At 45.1% G+C, this 20,499-nt stretch carries 22 protein-coding genes; 13 read left to right on the forward strand and 9 right to left on the reverse strand.

Annotation, left to right across the window (positions count from 1 at the left end; genetic code table 11):
- From E2R66_RS22845 to E2R66_RS22855, 3 genes are all read right to left on the reverse strand, one after another.
- Positions 1–2,952: a PAS domain-containing protein gene (locus E2R66_RS22845; protein ID WP_133235178.1), complete on the reverse strand. Its 2,952-nt coding sequence runs from the start codon at positions 2,950–2,952 to the stop codon at positions 1–3.
- A gap of 151 nt (positions 2,953–3,103) precedes the next feature.
- On the reverse strand, positions 3,104–3,304 hold the full coding sequence (locus tag E2R66_RS22850) for a hypothetical protein (RefSeq protein ID WP_133235180.1): 201 nt from the start codon (positions 3,302–3,304) through the stop codon (positions 3,104–3,106).
- A gap of 52 nt (positions 3,305–3,356) precedes the next feature.
- Positions 3,357–4,877 (reverse strand): CotH kinase family protein, encoded by a 1,521-nt coding sequence (locus tag E2R66_RS22855; RefSeq protein ID WP_133235182.1) that lies wholly within the window; start codon positions 4,875–4,877, stop codon positions 3,357–3,359.
- A gap of 173 nt (positions 4,878–5,050) precedes the next feature.
- On the opposite strand from E2R66_RS22855, the gene E2R66_RS22860 reads away from it, so the two are divergent.
- The 3 genes from E2R66_RS22860 to E2R66_RS22870 all read left to right on the forward strand — a co-directional run bounded on the left by E2R66_RS22860 (position 5,051) and on the right by E2R66_RS22870 (position 6,876).
- Positions 5,051–5,827, forward strand: a complete 777-nt coding sequence (locus E2R66_RS22860) for an SDR family oxidoreductase (protein WP_133235184.1) — start codon at positions 5,051–5,053, stop codon at positions 5,825–5,827.
- A gap of 63 nt (positions 5,828–5,890) precedes the next feature.
- The gene (trmB, locus tag E2R66_RS22865) at positions 5,891–6,538 is read left to right on the forward strand and encodes a tRNA (guanosine(46)-N7)-methyltransferase TrmB (RefSeq protein ID WP_133235186.1); all 648 of its coding nucleotides are present in this window, start codon (positions 5,891–5,893) and stop codon (positions 6,536–6,538) included.
- Positions 6,539–6,543: 5 nt separating this feature from the next.
- The gene (locus tag E2R66_RS22870) at positions 6,544–6,876 is read left to right on the forward strand and encodes an MGMT family protein (protein WP_133235188.1); all 333 of its coding nucleotides are present in this window, start codon (positions 6,544–6,546) and stop codon (positions 6,874–6,876) included.
- Here E2R66_RS22870 and E2R66_RS22875 read toward each other — a convergent pair.
- From E2R66_RS22875 to E2R66_RS22885, 3 genes are all read right to left on the reverse strand, one after another.
- The gene (locus E2R66_RS22875) at positions 6,833–7,237 is read right to left on the reverse strand and encodes a hypothetical protein (protein ID WP_133235190.1); all 405 of its coding nucleotides are present in this window, start codon (positions 7,235–7,237) and stop codon (positions 6,833–6,835) included. The two genes, E2R66_RS22870 and E2R66_RS22875, sit on opposite strands and share 44 nt — an antisense overlap.
- 71 nt (positions 7,238–7,308) lie before the next feature.
- Positions 7,309–7,671 carry a VOC family protein gene (locus E2R66_RS22880; protein WP_133235192.1) on the reverse strand — a complete coding sequence of 121 codons (363 nt, stop codon included), beginning with the start codon at positions 7,669–7,671 and terminating at the stop codon, positions 7,309–7,311.
- Positions 7,668–8,051, reverse strand: a complete 384-nt coding sequence (locus E2R66_RS22885) for a VOC family protein (protein WP_133235194.1) — start codon at positions 8,049–8,051, stop codon at positions 7,668–7,670. The genes E2R66_RS22880 and E2R66_RS22885 overlap by 4 nt, the downstream gene beginning before the upstream one ends.
- Positions 8,052–8,164: 113 nt before the next feature.
- On the opposite strand from E2R66_RS22885, the gene E2R66_RS22890 reads away from it, so the two are divergent.
- From E2R66_RS22890 to E2R66_RS22925, 9 genes are all read left to right on the forward strand, one after another.
- Positions 8,165–8,521 (forward strand): carboxymuconolactone decarboxylase family protein, encoded by a 357-nt coding sequence (locus tag E2R66_RS22890; protein ID WP_133235196.1) that lies wholly within the window; start codon positions 8,165–8,167, stop codon positions 8,519–8,521.
- Positions 8,522–8,670: 149 nt separating this feature from the next.
- A complete protein-coding gene (locus E2R66_RS22895) occupies positions 8,671–9,195 on the forward strand; it encodes a hypothetical protein (RefSeq protein WP_133235198.1) in 525 nt (174 codons plus the stop codon).
- A 120-nt stretch (positions 9,196–9,315) separates the two neighbouring features.
- Complete coding sequence (locus tag E2R66_RS22900; RefSeq protein ID WP_133235200.1) at positions 9,316–9,873, forward strand: DNA-3-methyladenine glycosylase I; 558 nt, start codon at positions 9,316–9,318, stop codon at positions 9,871–9,873.
- Between the two features lie 198 nt (positions 9,874–10,071).
- Entirely contained in the window at positions 10,072–12,882 is a 2,811-nt protein-coding gene (gene polA / locus E2R66_RS22905; RefSeq protein WP_133235202.1) for a DNA polymerase I, read from the forward strand.
- Between the two features lie 12 nt (positions 12,883–12,894).
- Entirely contained in the window at positions 12,895–13,245 is a 351-nt protein-coding gene (locus tag E2R66_RS22910; protein WP_133235204.1) for a hypothetical protein, read from the forward strand.
- Between the two features lie 19 nt (positions 13,246–13,264).
- Complete coding sequence (locus E2R66_RS28515; RefSeq protein WP_158288487.1) at positions 13,265–13,420, forward strand: hypothetical protein; 156 nt, start codon at positions 13,265–13,267, stop codon at positions 13,418–13,420.
- A gap of 1 nt (position 13,421) precedes the next feature.
- Positions 13,422–13,610, forward strand: a complete 189-nt coding sequence (locus E2R66_RS22915) for a PDDEXK family nuclease (protein WP_133235206.1) — start codon at positions 13,422–13,424, stop codon at positions 13,608–13,610.
- Between the two features lie 207 nt (positions 13,611–13,817).
- Complete coding sequence (locus tag E2R66_RS22920; protein ID WP_133235208.1) at positions 13,818–15,242, forward strand: glycogen synthase; 1,425 nt, start codon at positions 13,818–13,820, stop codon at positions 15,240–15,242.
- Entirely contained in the window at positions 15,239–16,501 is a 1,263-nt protein-coding gene (locus tag E2R66_RS22925; RefSeq protein ID WP_133235210.1) for a glucose-1-phosphate adenylyltransferase, read from the forward strand. The genes E2R66_RS22920 and E2R66_RS22925 overlap by 4 nt, the downstream gene beginning before the upstream one ends.
- Before the next feature lie 158 nt (positions 16,502–16,659).
- On the opposite strand, the gene E2R66_RS22930 is transcribed toward E2R66_RS22925, so the two are convergent.
- The 3 genes from E2R66_RS22930 to E2R66_RS22940 form a co-directional block, all read right to left on the reverse strand.
- A complete protein-coding gene (locus E2R66_RS22930) occupies positions 16,660–17,340 on the reverse strand; it encodes a metal-dependent hydrolase (RefSeq protein ID WP_133235212.1) in 681 nt (226 codons plus the stop codon).
- 92 nt (positions 17,341–17,432) lie between these two features.
- Entirely contained in the window at positions 17,433–17,738 is a 306-nt protein-coding gene (locus tag E2R66_RS22935; RefSeq protein ID WP_133235214.1) for a YbaB/EbfC family nucleoid-associated protein, read from the reverse strand.
- Positions 17,739–17,930: 192 nt separating this feature from the next.
- Positions 17,931–19,136 carry a serine hydrolase domain-containing protein gene (locus tag E2R66_RS22940; RefSeq protein WP_133235216.1) on the reverse strand — a complete coding sequence of 402 codons (1,206 nt, stop codon included), beginning with the start codon at positions 19,134–19,136 and terminating at the stop codon, positions 17,931–17,933.
- A 313-nt stretch (positions 19,137–19,449) separates the two neighbouring features.
- Here E2R66_RS22940 and E2R66_RS22945 point away from each other — a divergent pair, with 313 nt between their 5' ends.
- On the forward strand, positions 19,450–20,298 hold the full coding sequence (locus tag E2R66_RS22945; protein WP_133235218.1) for a hypothetical protein: 849 nt from the start codon (positions 19,450–19,452) through the stop codon (positions 20,296–20,298).
- The last annotated feature ends 201 nt before the right edge of the window (positions 20,299–20,499 follow it).

Here is a 20,499-nt window from a genome sequence, read left to right on the forward strand (position 1 = left end):
TTAATTTACAGGCAGCGTAAAGTAGAAAGTAGAGCCCTCGCCTTGCTCGCTTTCTACCCAAATCCTGCCATCGTGCCGCTGCACTATCTCGGCGCAAATGTATAAGCCAATGCCAAAACCCGACACGGTTTGCGTGTGCGTGCTTTCTACGCGGTAGTAACGGTCGAATATCTTTTCTATGTCGTTCGGTTTTACGCCCATGCCCTCATCCTTTACGCTTACACGCGCCATATTGCCCAAAAGCTCGCAGGCCACTTCTATGCGCCTGCCGCGCGGCGAGTATTTAACGGCGTTGCTTAATAAGTTTGATATTACAGAGCCTATCTTGTCGCGGTCGCCGGTTAGGCTGATGGCTTCGGTAGTTGTTACCGATATGCTATGACTAGCAATGGTAAGGTTGGCATCCGCTATCATTTCGTTCACCAACTCATCCAGCCTGAAGGCGTGCATGTTTAAAAATATCTTGCCCGATTCCAGCCGCGATACGTTCAGAAAGCCGTTTACCATGGCACTCATCTTCTTTACCTGCGCGTTCACTTTTTCCAAAGCATTTAGGGTAAAGCCGTCATCGTTGTTGCGCGCCTTGTTGTAAAGCATTTGGGCATAAGCGCTAAGTGAGGTAAGTGGGGTCTTCAATTCGTGGCTTACCATGCCTATAAAATCGTTCTTGCGCTGCTCGTCTTCCTTTTGTTCGGTAATATCCATCATCAGCCCGGAGAAGTGGGTCAGTTTACCGCTTTCATTGGGGTATAGCTTGCCAAAGGCGCGTACCCAACGTTTCTTTTGGTTGTCGTGCCCTATAACGGGGTGCTCCATCACGTAATCGCCCCCGGTACTTATTACACGTTCCACGGCTTTTAATACGCGCTCCTTATAATCTTCGGGTATAGCCGCCACAACCATATCATAGCTCACATCCTCGTCGGCACGGTAACCAAATTGTTCTTTTAAACGTGCCGATACGATAAATTCGCGGGTTTCCACATCCAAAAACCAGGTTCCTACATTGGCAGCCTCAATAGCAAAACGGGTTTGCTCTTCTGCTTTTTGTACCTCTTTACGTGCCTTTACCTGCTCGGTAACAATACTAGCCACCAAAATAATACTGGTTGTTGCACCCTTGCTGTCTTTAAGGGGGTGGTACACAAAGTTAGAGTACACCTCTTCCGTCTTGCCGCCCTGTTCAATCAATGCCTTTACCTCGTTACCATTATAAGCCACGCCGCTGGTAAAAACATTATCAAGCAGGTTTAAGAATTGCTGCCCTGCCAGTTCAGGCAAAGCAATGTGCAAAGGCTTGCCTACCACACTGCTATCTTTACCCCAGGCTTCGAGTGCTTTTTTGTTGGCCGATTCTATCACCATATCGCGCCCGGTAAACAAGGCTATGGCAATGGGCGCATCGGCAAGCATGTAGCGTAGTTTACCCTCGCTTGTTTCCAGTTCGTTTATAATTCTTTGCAGGTCGTGCTGCGTTTCGTTCAATTCTTCGTTTGTTGCAAAAAGTTCTTCGTTGGTTGCAGCAAGTTCTTCGTTAGCAGCAGATATCTCCTCATTCAGTACCTGCAATTCGGCTTCATTTTGCTCCAGTTGCTTGCGCGCCTCAACCGCATCGGTAATGTTTACTACCGATACCATTATCGATTCTACCTGGCCATCCGCTGCAAAAAGAGGGTCGTAGGAAAAGTTTACGTAAAGGTGCTTGGTTGTTTCGGGGGTTACGATATCTACCGCGATCTCGGATATAGCGAGCCTTTTACCCGTGGCGAATACTTCATCCAACATCTTTGGGAATGGCTGATCAATTAGCTCAGGGAAAACGTCAAGCAATTTTTGCTCTAATACCTGCTCGCTTGTGCGCCCCCAAATATCCAGCATTGAATGGTTAGCTACAGTTATCACCATATCATGCCCTTCTAAAATGGCCATACTGATCGGCGTACTCATTACCATCGCGCTAAGCCGGTTTTCGCTATGCTTTATACGGTTACCAGCCAGCACCTGGTCGGTAACTTCGGCGGCAACTACCATAATGCCCGTGGTTTCGCCTGCCGCATTTTTAAAAGGCTGGTTAATAAAGTTGTAATACCCCTGCTCCGGGTGCCCATTACGGTTAAGCATAACGTTGGCCTCCCGCCCTATATAGGGCACGTTTGTGGTATAAACCTCCTGCATTATTTTGATGTAGGGCTGGTCTTTCAGTTCGGGCAGTACATCTTCTAATTTCTGGCCTATTACAGAGCGTTCCCTGCCCCACAATTCCAGAAATTTATCGTTCACTACATCCAATACCATATCGTACCCGGCAAATAAACCAATGGCCACCGGAGCCTGCAGTATCATATTGCGTAAATTGGCCTCGCTTTCGGCCAGGGCCTTTGTGCGGCGGTCAACGCGGTCTTCCAACTCAGAATTAAGTACCTGTAGCTTAAATTGCGTCTCGTTAAGTTCTTCGTTGCTGGCGCGCAGCTCCTCTATAGCGTTGTTCAACTCCTCGTTAAGCGCTTGCTCACGCGTGAGTTGCTGCTGCGTTTTTTTTGCATTTTTTAATACCTGTTGATTAAGGTAGCGCTCGGTCACATCAGTCGCCGTATGCAAAATGGCATAAACATCGCCCTCGCTGTTTTTCAGTGCACGATAAACAAAATCGAAATAAAACGTACTCATTTTGCCCTTTACGAGTAAATCGGCCGCCGTATCCGACGCTTCGTAAGTAATACCCGTTTCCCACACATCCTGCAAAAGGCCAATAAATGGCTGGCCTTCAAGTTCGGGAATGGCTAACTGCATAGGCAGACCAATTACTGCCGTGCTTTTGCCCCAAAAGTTGAGCATGGCATCGTTAGCATATTGGATAATAATATCACGGCTGGTGTAAACGCCGGTAGCATTTGGCGACAGGGCCAAAATATCCAGCAATTCATCACTGCTAAACCTGGAGTAATTATTCATTTATAAAGGAGAAACGGTAGGTAAATACGGCCATTACAGGCACAAAAACACATAAAACAACAACACTGTTTAACGTATTAAAAAACAGTTTGTTTTATTTAGGGGATAAGGCTGTAAATATAGCACTCTTATATAAAACAAGTGTTGCACCTTACGTTTTTTTAGTGGCTTTCAATTCATCTTTCAGCAGTAAAATAAAGCTTATACAGCCTGCCAGCCCAAAGCCGCCGGATGCCCCCCTGATGATATCGAACCACACCGGATTTTTAGGTGCCGGAGCCCATAAGATAACCGCAAATAGTGCAACAGAAACCGCCAGCAATAAAATGGTACGCGTAACCTGGTTTTTCATTGGCTAAAGATATTGAATTTTCTCCAACAGCTAAACCAGGCACCCCGGACGACTATTTGATATTGGCGTCCATCCACGCTATTCGTTTCTGGAACCAGTTTTTCACATAAGCTACCTCAGCTTTGTAGCTGCCCAATACCACAGGGTTTGGCCATACATAAATATTGAGGATATTCCATTTGGTGAAGTTGCGTTTCTGCGATTCGTCGAGGTAGGCCGCATTCTTATCCATGGCAGCAAGCATCTCGGGCAGGCCTGTTGTTTTAAGTACATCCCATTTGGCTTTTACTTTGGCAGCAAATGCGGGGTCTTGCATAAGTCGGCCTATCCAAACGCCATCGTGCACCCACCAGCCTTCGGGCTTGGTAGCATCGCTGTAATCAACGTTACCTGCTCCCAGGTCAAAATCCCAGGCGGGGCCCATACCTAATTTGCCGCCCCTGTCTTTATAATAAAACATGCTGGCAAAGTTGGCGGCATCCTGATTCTTGAAAACCTCGTTCACCAAAAACCAGCTAATGAATGAGTCGGAGTTGATGTACTTGGCATAACCGGTTGCCGGATCGGCAAAGTTGGCCGAGAATATAGCATCCTCGGTTTGCTGCAGGTAGTTTTGGATGTAGTTCAACTGGCCGGTATTCGGTGCTTCGGGCGAGCGCAGGTTCATGGGCAGGCCTTTGGTGGTATTGAAATGCACTATCTCGCCATTACGCTGGTCAAGCTCTATCAAATAGCCCCCGGTAATGGCGGTGGCGCTTACGTCGCCGGCCTTAAGTTCCGGTATATTTACGCGGGCTGCGTTTATTTCTACCTGTTCGGTAAGGGTATAGTTGCCCAGGTATTCGCCATTCATAAAAACCTCTACAAATATGCCATGAGGGGCATAATCAGATCCCGCCGACTGTGCTAAGCCAAAGGCCAGGCTATTGCGCATCAAGGTTTTATCGGCATAGTTAGCCAGCAGCACCCAATTTTTGGCGCTTGCCAGGCCCAGCAATTTATTCTTGTTGGTGAACTTAAGACGATAGGGCTTTTTGGGCATGCCCCAGGTAGAGTTACCACGGCCCTTTATCTGCATTTCGATGGTCTTCACGTCCTGATCGTACAAGCCCATGGTATTGATATTAAGCGTACCGGTAACGTAATCGTCTTTAGAAACCACAGGCGCAGCGGTAGTAATATTGAACACCGGCAAGCCTGTAAAATTGGCAATGGTTACGGTGTATGTTTTCACCGTACCGCCGGTGGTTACTGAATAAACAACAGGCTTAGAGAAATCGTTGCTGGTAACGCCGCTGGTTTGCACCACATCGCCCACCTTAACAACGGCGCCGTTTTTGGTTACGAAACCGGCCACCAGGTTCATATCTGTTTCCGGCTCGCCAGTACCGCCTTTAAACGTATCACCATCCTTGGTAAGCAAAACGTCGGTATTTATTTTACCGGCATTGCTCTTAGCTTCCACAAAAATATTGAAATCGGGTGTGGTATCCGGCGGGTCAACTTTTGGTGCGTCTTTTTTACAACTCGCCATAAACAGGACAATGCACAAACAGGTAAAGGCTCTTCTCATAAAGTAATAGGTTGCATAAAAAAGCGGGCACAAGGCATCAACAGCTGGCCAACACCAGCTAGTTTAGTTAATGATTTGCTTATAATTTGGTAATATAATTGGCTCCTAATTTATGATATTTTATTGAAAATTAAACAGATGCTAAAACCTCAAATTGGCTAATATTGTAGTCTATGGATTTAAAACTGCACAACAAAGTGGCCCTGGTATTTGCCGCCAGCAAAGGCCTGGGCAAAGCAATAGCAACAGCCCTTTCTGCCGAAGGTGCAACGGTAGTAATAGGATCGCGCGATGCGGAAGAGCTAAATAAAACCGCCAGCGAAATTGATGCGCTTACGGGCAATAAGGTGGTGGCAATAAGTGTTGATTTATCGAAATCCGAAGAGGTAGCTGCATTTATAGCGCAAACCGCAACTCAATTCGGGCGGATAGATATCTTAGTAAACAATGCCGGTGGCCCGCCGTTCGATAAATTTGAGAACATCAGCGAAGAACAATGGTTGCAGGCCTTTAACCTTAACCTGATGAGCGTAGCGCGCGCAAGCAAATTGGTGCTGCCTTATATGCAGCAAACGGGTAGCGGGCGCATCATCAACATCATCAGCGGCTCGGTAAAGGCGGTGCTGGCAGGCTCGGTGCTTTCTACCGCTATGCGCATGGGTGTGGTTGGCCTGGCCAAAATGATGGCCGACGAGTTTGGCCCCTACAATATCACCGTAAATAATGTGGCACCCGGCCTCATCCTTACCGACCGGATAAAACACACCCTCCCCAAAGGCGTAGATACCGAAGAGGCCATAAAAGAAAAAGCCAAAAGTATCCCCTTGGGCCGTATAGGCGATCCGGCAGAGCTGGCGGTGCTGGTAGCTTTTCTCTCATCGGAACTAGCAAGCTACATTAGCGGGCAAACCATACAGGTAGATGGCGGCGCAAGCCGGGCGATATATTAACCCGGGGTTTGCCGATTGGCTGCCATCAACCAACATCATTAATTTTGTTATTTTTGCCTTTTTATGGGAAAAGATAAGATAAGGCGTTTTGCCGAGATAGAAACCTTCGAAAATGTTTTGCAGCTGGATGCCGGCAAGCCCTACAAAGGGAATTGGGCAAACGGGTTTTTCAAAAATGACAACCCCGTAGTGCTGGAGCTTGCTTGCGGCAAAGGCGAATACACAGTGAACCTGGCGACTATGTTCCCGGGCAAAAACTTTATCGGCATTGATTATAAAGGCAACCGCATTTGGCGCGGCGCAAAAACCGCACTGGAGGATGGCGTGCATAATGTTGCCTTTTTGCGAATACAGATAGAGAACCTTACCGATTATTTTGGCCCCGGCGAGGTTGACGAGATATGGATTACCTTTCCCGACCCGCAGCCTCAACTAAGCCGCGAGAAAAAACGCCTCACGTCACCGCGTTTTTTAGATAAATATCGTGTATTGTTAAAACCAGGTGGCTATGTAAATTTGAAGACCGACAACGATGGATTGCACGCATACACGGCGGAAAAAATTTTAGAGCTGACCCTGCCGCTACATGCCAAAACGGAGGATCTATACCACTCGGAATTTGCCGACGAGGTATTATCCATCAAAACTTATTACGAGAAAAAGTACCTGCAGCACAACAAAAACATCAACTACCTTAAGTTTTCGTTTTAAAGCCAATGGCCGATTATAATTTTTACGATAACGTGTACGATGTAGTACGGCTGATACCTAAAGGCAGAGTGACCTCCTATGGGGCCATCGCAGCTTACCTGGGGTCGAAGCAATCATCGCGCGTTGTTGGTTACGCCATGATGGCCGCGGGTACGGCTAACCCGCCCATTCCTGCGCACCGTGTAGTAAACCGGCAAGGCTTACTTACCGGGAAATTCCATTTTGGAGGCGATACAATGGAGCAGCTGCTGGCCAGCGAGGGCGTTGAGGTAATTGACGATAAAGTACAGCATTTTAAAGTGCTGTATTGGGATCCCGCAATCGAGCTGACGCTCTGAGCTTACGAAAATCGGGCTTAATGTAGCTGTAATCGGTAACCAGGGAAAGCACCAGCAGCAAAACCCCATAAGTCATTAAAAAGGGTTTGGCGCGGTCATCATACTGCAACAAGGTATAGCAAAGCACAATAAGCAAAACACCTAACGCCACCTCAATAATACCATGCACGCGCATAGAGAAAAATCTGAAAATCCCAGCTGTATTATCCGTACAAATGGTTAATACCAAATGCGCAATACCCATTCCATAAGCGATACGGGAAAGATCTCCGGGCAACACGAACAATGTTGGTGCCGACCATAAGAATATGACGATCAGGTAATCGGCAACGCCATGCATAGCGGGTGTGAGTATCTTCATAGCTCAACATCAAGCAAAAAACGGCCCAAAGACTGCTAATTTAACTGTAAAATCGACAACTATGGGGTGTATTACATTATTTGCAGCAACTCCATGCGGTTGCCAAAGGGATCAATAAAAGCAAAGCGCGATCGGCCAGGTATTACCGGCTCTTCCACAAGCTCTACACCATTCGCTTCCAGGTGCTGCCTTGCAGCCTCAATACCTGCAACCTCCATCGCTACATGTCTGATGGTTCGCGGCAAAGCAGGCTCTACACCGATATGTAGTTGCAAGTCGCCGATATTGAACCAATACCCTGCGGACGAGAAAAGATGATCTGGCCGGTAAATCAGCTCCAGTCCTATTACATCGCTATAGAATAACCGCGCCTCCTCCAGCCTTTCAGGCGGTACACAAACGTGAAAATGGTCCAGTCGTTTAAAAGTTATCATTCTGCTTCGTCTTCAGCAAAGGTTAAAACGTAATCATTGTTATCGCATATTGAAAACTCCGTTGCGCCATAAAAGGTCTTCTCCAGGCCTTTAAGCACGGTAACTTTATCTTTTATATCCTCAAAAAAAGCACGGATACCGCTTAGCTTAATGTACAGCAGCAGAGAGCCCCCGTTGGTACGTTTTATTTCGGGCAATTCTTCGCCAAGACTTTCCATCGTTTGGAACATCATGGTTACGTTGCCTTTAATCATCATGGCCCAAACAAAATCCGGACCGGTTTCGGGCACGCTCATAGCCAGGTCGAAACCCAGGATGGTGTAAAATTCGATGGTTTTATTAATATCGGCAACGAAGATATTGGGGGATAAGCTTTCCATAGGTATTTTAATAAATGCGTAAAATTACGGTTGATGACGCTGATAAAGGTAAAACATTTATAACTTTAATGCTAAATAAAATAGCAAATAATTAAAGTAACAATGCTCAAGTTATGGGACAACTAATAAACGATTTTGAAGCCTATCGTACCAAAATGAACGATAGGATAATGGAGACCGCCAACACCAATATCAAGCGATTCTTCGCCCTCGATACCACCACTTATGCCGATGGCGCATTAGATGTTAAAACCAAAGAAATGCTTGGCCTGGTAGCCAGTATGGTATTACGTTGCGACGATTGCATTAAATACCACTTGGGCAAATGCCACGAAGCCGGTGTACAGCACGACGAAATGAATGAAGTGTTTATGATAGCAAACTTGGTGGGAGGCTCGATAGTTATCCCGCATTACCGCAGGGCGGTGGAGTATTGGGATGAGTTGAATTCGGTGGGCGGTTTTCAGTAAGCTTTTGCTTTGGTTTGCTGACAATTAATTTGGTAGATTTATAGACCGAACCTAACATGATGCAAAAACGCAGCCGGCATATCTATTTACCCCTAGACCTGGCAGCGGTATGCTCAGTTGGATTCTTGCTTTTGCTACTATACCTTTCCATGGCACGTCCAAATTACCCCGAACCTGTTAATATCAATATGCCAGCGTCATCCGGCTTATATTGCGATATTGATGGTTTTGCGGAAGGGTTAATATTGATTGGCCAGGGAAGGGTAATGTTAACTTTAGACAAGGAGCTTCGCAGGCAAACTTTAATAAATATGGCCGAAAAGCATGCTATGCAATTTTCGCCTGTGGAAATGGCAGCTTTTGAAAATATGGAGGTAATAGGTATGCCTTTATCGCAGCTAAAATCATACTTAGCCAGTTATAAAATAGAGAGCGAAGCATATTACCATCAATTAGGTATTAAAATAAGTATCGAAGAAAATGAGTTGGGCGAGTGGATACAATCTGCAAAACAAGCTCGCAATTCCAACACAGGGTACCCTTTAAGAATTGCTTTGAAAGCCGACCGATATACCGACTATCCGCTAATTAAAAGGGTATTTGATGTTTTGCAGGATAAGCACATCAATAAATTCAGGTTGATTACCGAAACAAAGTCATTAAATCAGGATTAGTCACATCAACTCAAATCAGTTAAGCTGAGAATCTTCATTACACCCGATATCAAAATCTAAAATTATTAGCAAAGTATATTTTTATTGCTAATTTAGCCTGCATAACATATGCCGAAACAAATGTCATCTACCCCAGAAATACACCGCTGCTTTTGGTGCGGCACCGACCCGCTTTACATGGAATATCATGATGAAGAATGGGGTAAAACCATCCACGACGATAATATCTTCTTTGAATTCCTAACGCTAGAGGCTGCCCAAGCCGGTTTAAGCTGGATAACTATCTTGCGCAGGCGCGATGGCTATCGCAAAGCCTTTGCCGATTTTGATGTAGAGAAGGTGGCGGCCTTTACCGAGGAGGACCAGCAGCGTTTATTGCAGGATGCGGGCATCATACGTAACCGCCTCAAAGTTTCTTCTGCAATACGCAATGCGCAGTTGTTTATGGATGTGCAAAAGGAGTTCGGCTCGTTCAACAATTACCTCTACAGTTTTATGCCCGATGGAAAGCCTATTACTAGCTACCATGGCCCGCAGGTAAGCACGCCCGAATCTGACGCTATTGCCAAAGACATGAAAAAGCGCGGGTTCAAATTCTTCGGCACCACCATATGTTACGCCTTTATGCAGGCAACCGGCATGGTGAACGACCATGTACCGCAATGTAGTTTTAGATAGTTTTTTATTTCACAGATTACACCGATTTAATTGATTTCACAGATAAGAATTGAATGTTATTTTTTGCCTGGCATATCTTGGCTGTTCGTAAACAATAATCGTACTTTTGAAAACATACATCGGCAACCAATCATTGAAATCATCACTATCTATCGGTGTAATCAATTAAATCTGTGAAATCGGTGTTTAAAAATAATTATGAAGAAGCTTTTTCTATTGGATGGCATGGCCCTTATTTACCGGGCGCATTTCGCATTGAGCAAAACCCCGCGCTTTACTTCGGCGGGAATGAATACCTCTGCCGTAATGGGCTTTACCAATACCCTACTGGATGTGTTGAAAAAAGAAAAACCCACCCACATGGCAGTGGTTTTTGATACCGATGCCCCTACCGAACGCCACGTAGAATACGAAAAATACAAGGCACATCGCGAAAGCATGCCCGAGGACTTAAGCAGGGCCCTACCCTATATATTTAAAGTGGTGCTTGGTTTTAATATCCCCCTCATTACCTCTGACGGTTACGAAGCCGATGATATTATAGGCACACTCGCCAAAAAAGCAGAACAAAAGGGCTACCAGGTTTACTGCATGACACCCGATAAGGATTTTGCCCAACTGGTATCCGAAAATATCCGCATCTACAAACCTGCCCGTATGGGTAACGATATGGAGATACTGGGCGTAAAGGAAGTACTTGCCAAATGGGAAATAGAACGCCCCGAGCAGGTGATAGATATACTTGGCCTTTGGGGCGATGCGGTAGACGGCATACCCGGCATACCGGGCATTGGCGAGAAAACCGCTAAGACTTTGATAAAACAATACGGCTCAGTAGAAGAAATCATAGCCCACAGCCACGAACTAAAGGGTAAGCTGCGCGAAAACGTGGAGAATTTTGCCGAACAGGGGCTGATGTCTAAACGATTGGCTACCATTAACCTCAATTCACCGGTAGAACTGGATGAAGCCGGGTTGGAAATGTGCGCGCCGAGCAAAGATTTACTGGAACCTCTTTTTGCCGAGCTGGAGTTCCGCACCCTGGGACGCCGTGTGTTTGGTGATGATTTTAGCATTACCGAAACCCGCGCGGTTTCGGTACAAACCGACTTATTCGGCGACCCCGTTGCCGGTGCGCGCACTACCCTCACGGTAGAGACGCAGGATATTTACGAAGCGCCTAACCAGCCCGATGTAAAAAACATAAACACGGTTGAGCACGAATATATTCTAGCCGATACATTCGAGAAACGCGCCGAACTCATCAGCATATTAAAACAGCACGAAAGCATTTGCTTTGATACCGAAACCACCGGCACCGATGCCAACCAATGCGAACTGGTGGGCCTCTCCTTCGCGGTGAAGCACTACCAGGCATGGTATGTTCCCGTACCGGTTGATGAGCAGGAGATACTGAAGATAGTGGCCGAGTTTAAGCCCGTGCTGGAGGATGAGCAAATTGGCAAGATTGGACAGAACCTCAAGTTCGATATACTGATGCTGAAATGGTACGGCATAGAAATAAAGGGCAAGCTGTTCGATACCATGATGGCGCATTACGTCATCGACCCTGATACCCGCCACAATATGGATATCCTGTCGGAAAACTACCTTAACTACAAACCAGTTTCCATTACCGAGCTCATCGGCCCCAAAGGCAAAAACCAAGGCACCATGCGCGATGTGGAGATAGAAAAAATAAAAGATTACGCCGCCGAGGATGCCGATGTAACCCTGCAGCTGAAGTCTATCTTCGAACCGAAAATAAAAGAAGCAGGTGCCGAAAAACTGCTGAACGAGATAGAAAATCCGCTGATATACGTTTTGGCAGATGTAGAGCACGAAGGCGTGCGCATAGACCATGAAACCCTAAAGGAGTTTAGCAAGGAACTGGAAACCGACATAGCCAAACTGGAGAAAGTGGTTTATGAGAAAGCAGGCGTGCGTTTCAACATCGCATCGCCAAAGCAACTGGGCGAGGTGCTCTTCGAGAAGCTGATGCTTGACCCCAAAGCCAAAAAAACCAAGACCGGCCAATACCAAACCGGTGAAGACGTGCTTTTGTCGCTTGCTGCCAAAAGCGATATCGTGCGCGATATTTTGGATTTCCGCCAGTTGCAAAAATTGAAATCTACCTATGTAGATGCACTGCCAACCATGGTGAACCCTAAAACCGGGCGCATCCATACCAGTTATAACCAGGCAGTGGCGGCAACCGGGCGTTTAAGCTCAAATAACCCCAACCTGCAAAACATCCCTATACGCACCGAACGGGGCAGGGAAGTAAGGAAAGCCTTTATCCCGCGCGATGAGAACCACGTTATTGTATCGGCGGATTATTCGCAGATAGAGCTACGCATCATAGCAGAGATCAGCAAGGACCCCAATATGCGCCAGGCCTTTATCGACAACATCGATATCCACACCGCTACGGCCGCCAAGGTTTATGGCGTGAGCATAGAGGAAGTAGACAGCACCCAACGCCGTAATGCCAAAGCAGTAAACTTCGGGATTATCTATGGGCAGTCGGCTTTTGGTTTATCGCAGAATTTAGGCATCCCAAGGAAGGAAGCTGCAGATATTATAGAGAACTACTTTGCCCAATACCCCGGCATCAAACAATACATGGCCGATACCATGAACTTTGCCCGTGAAAACGGTTACGTAACCACACTGATGGGCCGCCGCCGTTACCTGCGCGATATCAATTCTGCCAACCAAACCGTGCGCGGCTTCGCCGAACGAAATGCCATCAACGCACCGATACAAGGTTCCGCTGCAGATATGATCAAAATAGCCATGATCAACATCCACCGCGAGTTTAAGGCCCAAAAGCTGGATGCCCGCATGACCATGCAGGTGCATGATGAGTTGGTTTTCGATGTGCCGCATTACGAAGTAGACATTGTGAAGCCAATCATTTTAGAGAATATGAAAAACGCCATTAAAACCGAAGTACCTATTATGGTAGAAATTGGTACGGGCGTGAATTGGTTGGAGGCGCATTGATAGGATGGGAGAATGGACTTTAAAATTATCTTTCTTCCCGTTGGCTACGATATAAAAGATGTCAACAATGACAACACCGATATCAATGTTGTGCTACCGAATAACAAGGTCTATTTTGGCACTTTATTTACTCAAAAAAATATACAAGTGTTGATGGAAAAGGATGAGCAAATCTTTTTTTGGTCGACGGACATGGTAATTGTTAAAGATTTAAGTAAATCAACAATACACAAAGCCATTCAAGAACTTTTCGATACAAACTACCTGACGCATGCCTTTAGTGAGATTGGAAATATTTCTGAAGTTTTTGCTATGTACAAGAGCTTTGAAGCTGTTCCATATATCGACTTAAGTATAGTATAACGTTTAAAATCGACCGCACATGGAACAAAAAAGCAATACAAGCCCTGACTGGTTCCACGAGCTAAGCGAATCACAACAACAAGATGTTGTAGAAGGCATCGCCGAGGCAGACAATGGCGAGGTATTTCCGCATGCTGAAGTCGCTAAGATTTTTGAAAAGTGGGGTTTAAAATAATGTGCTTACGAATACCAAGCGCAAACGCGCCCTTTACGAAAAAGCAGGGGTTAAGGAATATTTCATGATTGACCCCGAAAACAAAATCACTACCCTGCTCAGCCGTGATGCATCCGGCATCTATCAGCAAACTTATGAGCAAGTCGGCCTGCTAAAATCATCGTTGCTGGCTTGCGATATTTCTTTTTAAACTGTCTTTTTTAAAAAGTACGCTCACTTTAAGGTGCTCCATTGCTAAATCCGCAATAAAAGCTACTGTCTATTTCTGATAAATATTGAAATGGTAAATAACGGCGTGTTTTAATTAAATTATAACACCATTTCAAACAGATTTTTCAAATTATATGTTTGTTCATTTGAGGAAATGTTTAGTACCTTAACCACTATATAATCCCGAATGAGAATTTTTCACCTGAGTGCCGAATGCTATCCTATTGCTAAAGTAGGCGGGCTTGCAGATGTAGTTGGCGCATTGCCTAAATACCAGAACCAGGCAGGTCAAAACGCCGCTGTGGTAATGCCGTTTTACAACCGTAAATTCGTACATGAAAACACTTTTGACATTGTTTTCCAGGGCACTACGCTTTTAGGCACGCGCCGTATTTACTTCGAAATACTGAAAGAAACAACCGATAAGCTGGGCTTCGAGCTGTTTATGATAAAAATCCCCGGCCTGCTGGATAGGGAGAACATCTACAGCTACCCCGATGAACTTGACCAGTTCCTGGCGTTCCAGATATGTTTTTTAGATTGGATAAACTGGAGCGGCCAAACGCCCGATCTAGTACACTGTCATGACCATCATTCGGGGCTTATCCCTTTCATGATGTACCACTCGGCATTGTATAAGCGATTAGCGCATATCCCCACCATATTTACCATTCACAACGGGCAATATCATGGCGCATTCGGCTGGGAACGGCTTAACCTGCTGCCCGAGATAGATTTTTACAAAACCGGTCTTCTTGATTGGAACGGCGGTATAAATCCGCTGGCTTGCGCCGTAAAATGCTGCTGGCGTTATACTACCGTATCGCCAAACTACCTGCGCGAGCTTACCATTAACTCTAACGGGCTCGAATACCTGTTTTATGTAGAAAGGCAAAAGGGCTACGGCATTATCAACGGCATCGACACAGATGTTTGGAATGCCGCCGCCGACCCTATGGTACCCAACAAGTTCTCGCTGACTACTGTAAATAAAGGCAAGCAAAAAAACAAGGAGGCTCTGTGCACCCGCTTCCACCTCTCGGCAGATAAGCCGCTTATCGTATTCATAGGCCGCCTGGTGATAGAAAAGGGTGCCGATGTATTGCCTGCCGCCATCGAACGCAGCATACAGCAACATGGCGATGACGTAAACTTCCTGATACTGGGTACCGGAGATGCAGAGACCGAGATGGCCCTGCAAAAATTAAAAGACTTTTACCCGCAAAACTGCAACGTGTTTATCGGTTATGATGAATCGCTGGCGCATTTGATATACGCCGGGGCCGATTTCCTGCTGATGCCATCGCGCGTGGAACCTTGCGGGCTTAACCAATTATACGCTATACGCTACGGAACCATCCCGGTAGTACGTACCACCGGCGGCCTTGCCGATACGGTTATAGATTTTGCCGACGAGGGTGGCTACGGCATCCGTTTCAACAACGTAAGCGTGGATGACATCAGTACATCCATAACCCGGGCGGTGGAGTTATACAGCGATACCAAGAAAATGACACTACTGCGTAAGCGCATGATGGGCCTCGATTTTTCGTGGGGCCGGTCGGCAAAAGAATATATTGACCTATACGAAAGTTTAATTCCTACGATATGACATCAAAAGTAATCAGCATTGTACTTGGCGGCGGCCAGGGCAGCCGGTTAGCACCGCTAACACTAACACGCTCAAAACCGGCAGTACCTATTGCTGGTAAATACCGTTTGGTAGATATACCAATTTCTAACTGCCTCCACTCGGGTATCGACCGGATATTCGTGCTCACGCAGTTCAACTCGGCATCGCTTAACAAGCACATCAAAAACACCTATCACTTCAGCACATTCAGTACAGCTTTTGTTGATATTTTGGCTGCCGAGCAAACCCCTACCAGCGCAGGTTGGTTCCAGGGCACTGCCGATGCGGTAAGACAAAGCTTGCACCACCTTGGCGTGCACGATTTTGATTACGTGCTTATCCTCTCGGGCGACCAGCTGTACCAGATGGATTTTGATGAAATGATCAAACAGCATATCGAAAAAAAGGCTGACATATCCATTGCTACTATTCCTGTGCATGTGAATGATGTACCCGGCTTCGGTATTCTGAAAACCGACGATGAGAATCTCATCACCTCTTTCATCGAAAAACCAAAATCAGGCTTCGAGAACTGGGTTTCAGAGGTTAGCCCCGAAATGAAAGCCCAGGGCCGAATTTACCTGGCTTCGATGGGTATCTACATCTTTAACCGTAAGCTGCTTTACGAATTATTGGAAGGTAACGACCATACCGACTTCGGTAAAGAAATCATCCCGCAATCTATAGAAGGCCATAAGGTAGTAAGCTACCAGTACGAAGGCTATTGGACAGATATCGGTACCATCCCATCTTTCTTTGATGCCAACCTTGGCCTAACAGATGATATCCCGCAGTTTAACCTGTTCGATAAAAACCATATCTATACCCGTGCGCGCATGTTGCCGCCTACCAAAATATCGGGCACGCATCTGGACAGATCGATAATTGCCGATGGTTGTATCATCAATGCCAGCTTAATCACCCGGTCTATAGTAGGTATCCGTACCCGTATCGGCCTTTACACCACCATAGATAGCTGCTACGTAATGGGTAGCGATAATTACCAAACCCTTGATGAGATAGCTGTGGCCAAAGCCAATGGCGAACCAATAATGGGTATCGGCGACAGGTGTACGCTGCGCAACGCCATTATTGATAAGAATACCTACATTGGCGACGATGTTAAAATCAACTGCGGTGCTAAACTGCCGGATGGCGATTTCCCAACCTATACGGTTGTAGATGGCATCGTAATCGTTAAGAAACGAGCCATTATCCCGAGTGGAACTGTGATTTAATAAATAGTTTTCTACAAAACGGCCCTGCAAATTGCGGGGCCGTTTTGGTTTATAATGGTTGGTATGAAGAGCTTGTGTCGAAATAAACCTGAATTTTCAATCAAACAAAAAAGCATCTGCTTATGTGCAAATGCTTTTTGTTTTAGATGGAGCGGACCTTACAAATCTAAGCTCTCGCCTATCGCAGGCAGCTTAAGGTTTAGTCCCGCTTTGGCGAATTTTTCTTTTACCTCTTCCTTATCTATTTTAATAACCGGGAACGAATCGTAATGAATACCGATGATATTTTTACAGTTGATGAATGCTGCGGCTTTGATGGCATCATCTGCCCCCATGGTGTAGTTATCGCCGATGGGTAAAAACGCCCAGTCGAGGTTTTCATCTTCCAGCAATTTCATATCGTAAGTAAGCGCCGTATCGCCGGCAAAGTATATTTTCTTCCCTTCCGAGGAAATCACAAAACCCGCCGGGTTGCCGCCGCTGCTACCGTCGGGCAAGGTGCTGGAGTGTACAGCGTTTACCATCTTCACGCGGCCAAAATCAAAATTGAAACCACCGCCGATGTTCATGCCATGCACGTTTTCAATACCTTGTTTGCCTAACCATTCTGCAATTTCCGCAATACAGATCACTTGGGCACCACTTTGCTTTTGCACCTGAACCAGATCGGCAACATGATCGCCATGGCCGTGAGATACCAGGATGTAATCGGGTTTAAGACTGGCAACATCTACGATGCCTTTAGCCAGTTCGTTATACGTAATAAATGGGTCGAACAGTAGTTTTTTGCCGTCGGCCACCAGCTCAATGGTCGACTGGCCTAAATAGGTAACTTTCATTAGCGATTGAATTAAGTGCTTAAATTACAAAATAACCCGGCAGATGTTTAAACGCCTAACTTATTTAACGGTAATATTACATACCTATAATGTTATTTACCAAACAGGCCGCCCATGCCGCCAAACATAGCGCTGGTCATGGCAGCCATTTCGCTTTGACTCACGTTATCGGCCTGCTCCATTGCTTTATTAATGGCAATAACCAGCAGCTCTTCCAGTTCTTCTTTATCAGCTTCCTTTAAAAAAGCTTCATCAATAGTAACCGATTGTACAACCTTATTGCCATTGGCCTGTACGGTAATTTTGCCGCCCTCGGCAGTACCGGTTACGCTTATCGCATCCAACCGCTGTTTTACTTCGCCAGCCTTTTGCTGAGCTTCCATTAATTTATCGAACATAACTTTTTGATGTGCGGATATGCAGATTTCAAATGTGCAGATGAGCTGCCCCAAATCAATCGCATATCCGGTTTTAAATAATTCCTAATATCTTTCCATGTGCAGATTTTTTCATCTGAAATCTGCACATCTGTAATTTGCAGATTTTGCTGTTTCATCTGCACACCTGCACATTTGAAATCTGCACATCTATCAGTCTTCCTCCGTATCACCAGCGCCATTGTAAGCGCCTTTGCGCACTACCGGCATGCCGGTAATTTTGAACAGGTCATCTAGGTGCAGCAAGCTTCCGTTTACTACGTTGCCCAACAGCACGATGGTGATGTCGTTCTTCATATCGCGCAAATATATGTGGCGGAAACCGTGCCACCAACCGGTATGGTAAATTACCTTTTGCCCCGGTGCTTCAAATATACGCCAGCCATACCCATAACTAAAATGCCCGCGTATCATAGGATTGCGCGGCGTATAGGCAGAATCCTGCGTGGCGGGCTTTATCAGCTTACCGGCGCGCAGGGCCTGGTCAAAAATGTACAAATCCCCCACGGTGCTGTAGATGCCTTTATCGCCCACAGGGCCGTCGAGGTAGTTTTGTGCTACCGAATATCGCCAGCTGTTGCGATCGTGCCCTACCACATCAACGGGTATCTTATCATAAACAGCTTTAGAGTACACATGCGTATGTGTCATGCCGGCAGGCTTAAATACATTCTCCATCATATAATCGGCATAGGTTTTACCCGTAACCTTTTCTATAATGGCGCCCAGCACCATAAAGTTGGAGTTGTTGTAGTGGAATTTTTTATCGGGAGCGATATAGCGCGCCGGCTTGTATTTGGCTATCATGGCCATGGCATCGGCATTGGTAAGGCCCTTGCTTTGGTTAAGGTGTTCGCCGCGATAGATGCCATCTAAAAAGTAAACGTAGTTCATCATGCCCGAGCGGTGCGTAAGCAGTAGGCGGATGGTGATACCCTCATAAGGAAAATCGGGGAAGAACTCTTTTACGTTCTGGTCAAGCTTGATTTTTCCTTGTTCCCAAAGCTGCATAATGGCGGTGCCCGTCATGGTTTTGGTAACGGATGCCAGCTCGAACTGCGAGCCCAGTTTCAGGCTATCGCGAAGCAAGTGGTTGGCCCAGCCAAAAGTGTTCTCGTATATGATCTTGCCTTTTTTAGCCACCAGCACATTGCCGTTAAAACCGCTTACCTTATGCAAGTGTTGCATAAAGGCGTCAATCTTTTTGTCGCCTGTTTTGGGGTCGTATTTTAATAAACCGGCAGGGTTAAAGGGAGCCGCAGCGCTGGTAGCATCCGCTTTTTTTTTGGCAGTATCTGAGGAGCATGCAGAGAACAAGAACAAGGTGGCTGCGCAAACAGCCCGGAACACAAAATTCATAAGTAAAAAATTCTTCTTTAAACGAAAGCGAAAATGAGAAATTATATAGAACGGTAAAGAGAAATTTAGAAATAATGTTTCAACACAATTAAAAACAAGTTAAATTTAGGCATGCGGCTTTACCCATCTGATATTTAATATTTGAGCTGTTTTTTATTGAAATATATGAAATTCAAATTTTAATATATATTTTTAAAAATCTTAAACCATTAATAACTAATGAGCTAATTAATTTGAATAACGTCCTTATGTTCTATGAATATAAGTTTCTATCTCTTTAATATCTCTAGTTATTAACTATCACAAACAGATTATGACGGAAAAAAATGCAAGTAGTTTTAATTCTGATGGCCCCTTTGGTGCAGCGGATGCATCGAGAGTTGATTTTAATAAATTAAGGCAAAATTATATCCGACTATCTAATTCAGATTATAAAGAGGATTATTTAGAAGCAGACCCATCTGTGCGAATTATCGTTGGAAAAAGAGGGGCTGGCAAAACCCTTTACTTGAGATCCATTCAAGATTATTGCAGGCAAATGGCTGAAAACGGGGATTCAATTTATTTTACCGATATAGATAACGAACCACCAGATTCAGAATTAATTACGAAAGTTAATTTATGGTATAAAAATGATGCAGATGCAGACGAAGGCTGGCGCAGGATTTGGAAAGTTGTGATTTTAAGAAGTTTATACGCTCATTTTTTCTATTCCCCATCATTGAGAAAGTACATAAATAGTAAAATTACAGAAAGATTTCATTCCAGATATGCAGCAATTTTACCTAAAACACAAGTCGCAATATCAATTTACAATCAATTATCAAATCTATTAAACCGACATCAGAGCTTAAGAGATTTGCATCATTTTTTACACTTAGAAGAATGGGCTGAATTTGAAGTAGAAATGGGGCAGATTTTAAAATATGCGCCCCCTGTATACTTTTTTATTGATCAAGTAGATGATGACTTTGAACATGCGCCTTATGATTGGTTAAAATGTCAATATGGTCTATTTAGTGCCGTGTTTCGATTTATTAGAAACCAAGTTTATGGTGGAAGACTTCATATAATTGTTTCCATTAGAGAAATGGTCTATGCATATATCTTGCAAACTCAAAACGGAAATAAATATCTCACGGAATCGAAAATTAAATTATAGGATTATGTATTTAGTTCGCAAAGCGTTTTTTTGTTAATAAATTATTGATAATCAGTAAGTTATTTAGTATATTTAAGCTGAATAACTTACTATGTTTAGCGGAATTAGTATCAACGAATTTAGAGATAAGTTTAAAACGGAGCAGGATTGCCTCCAATATATTTTGGATAAGAAGTTAGCTGGCGGATATTCTTGCCTGAG

Origin of the sequence: Mucilaginibacter psychrotolerans (genome assembly GCF_004519315.1) — a bacterium.
Lineage (GTDB): Bacteria > Bacteroidota > Bacteroidia > Sphingobacteriales > Sphingobacteriaceae > Mucilaginibacter > Mucilaginibacter psychrotolerans.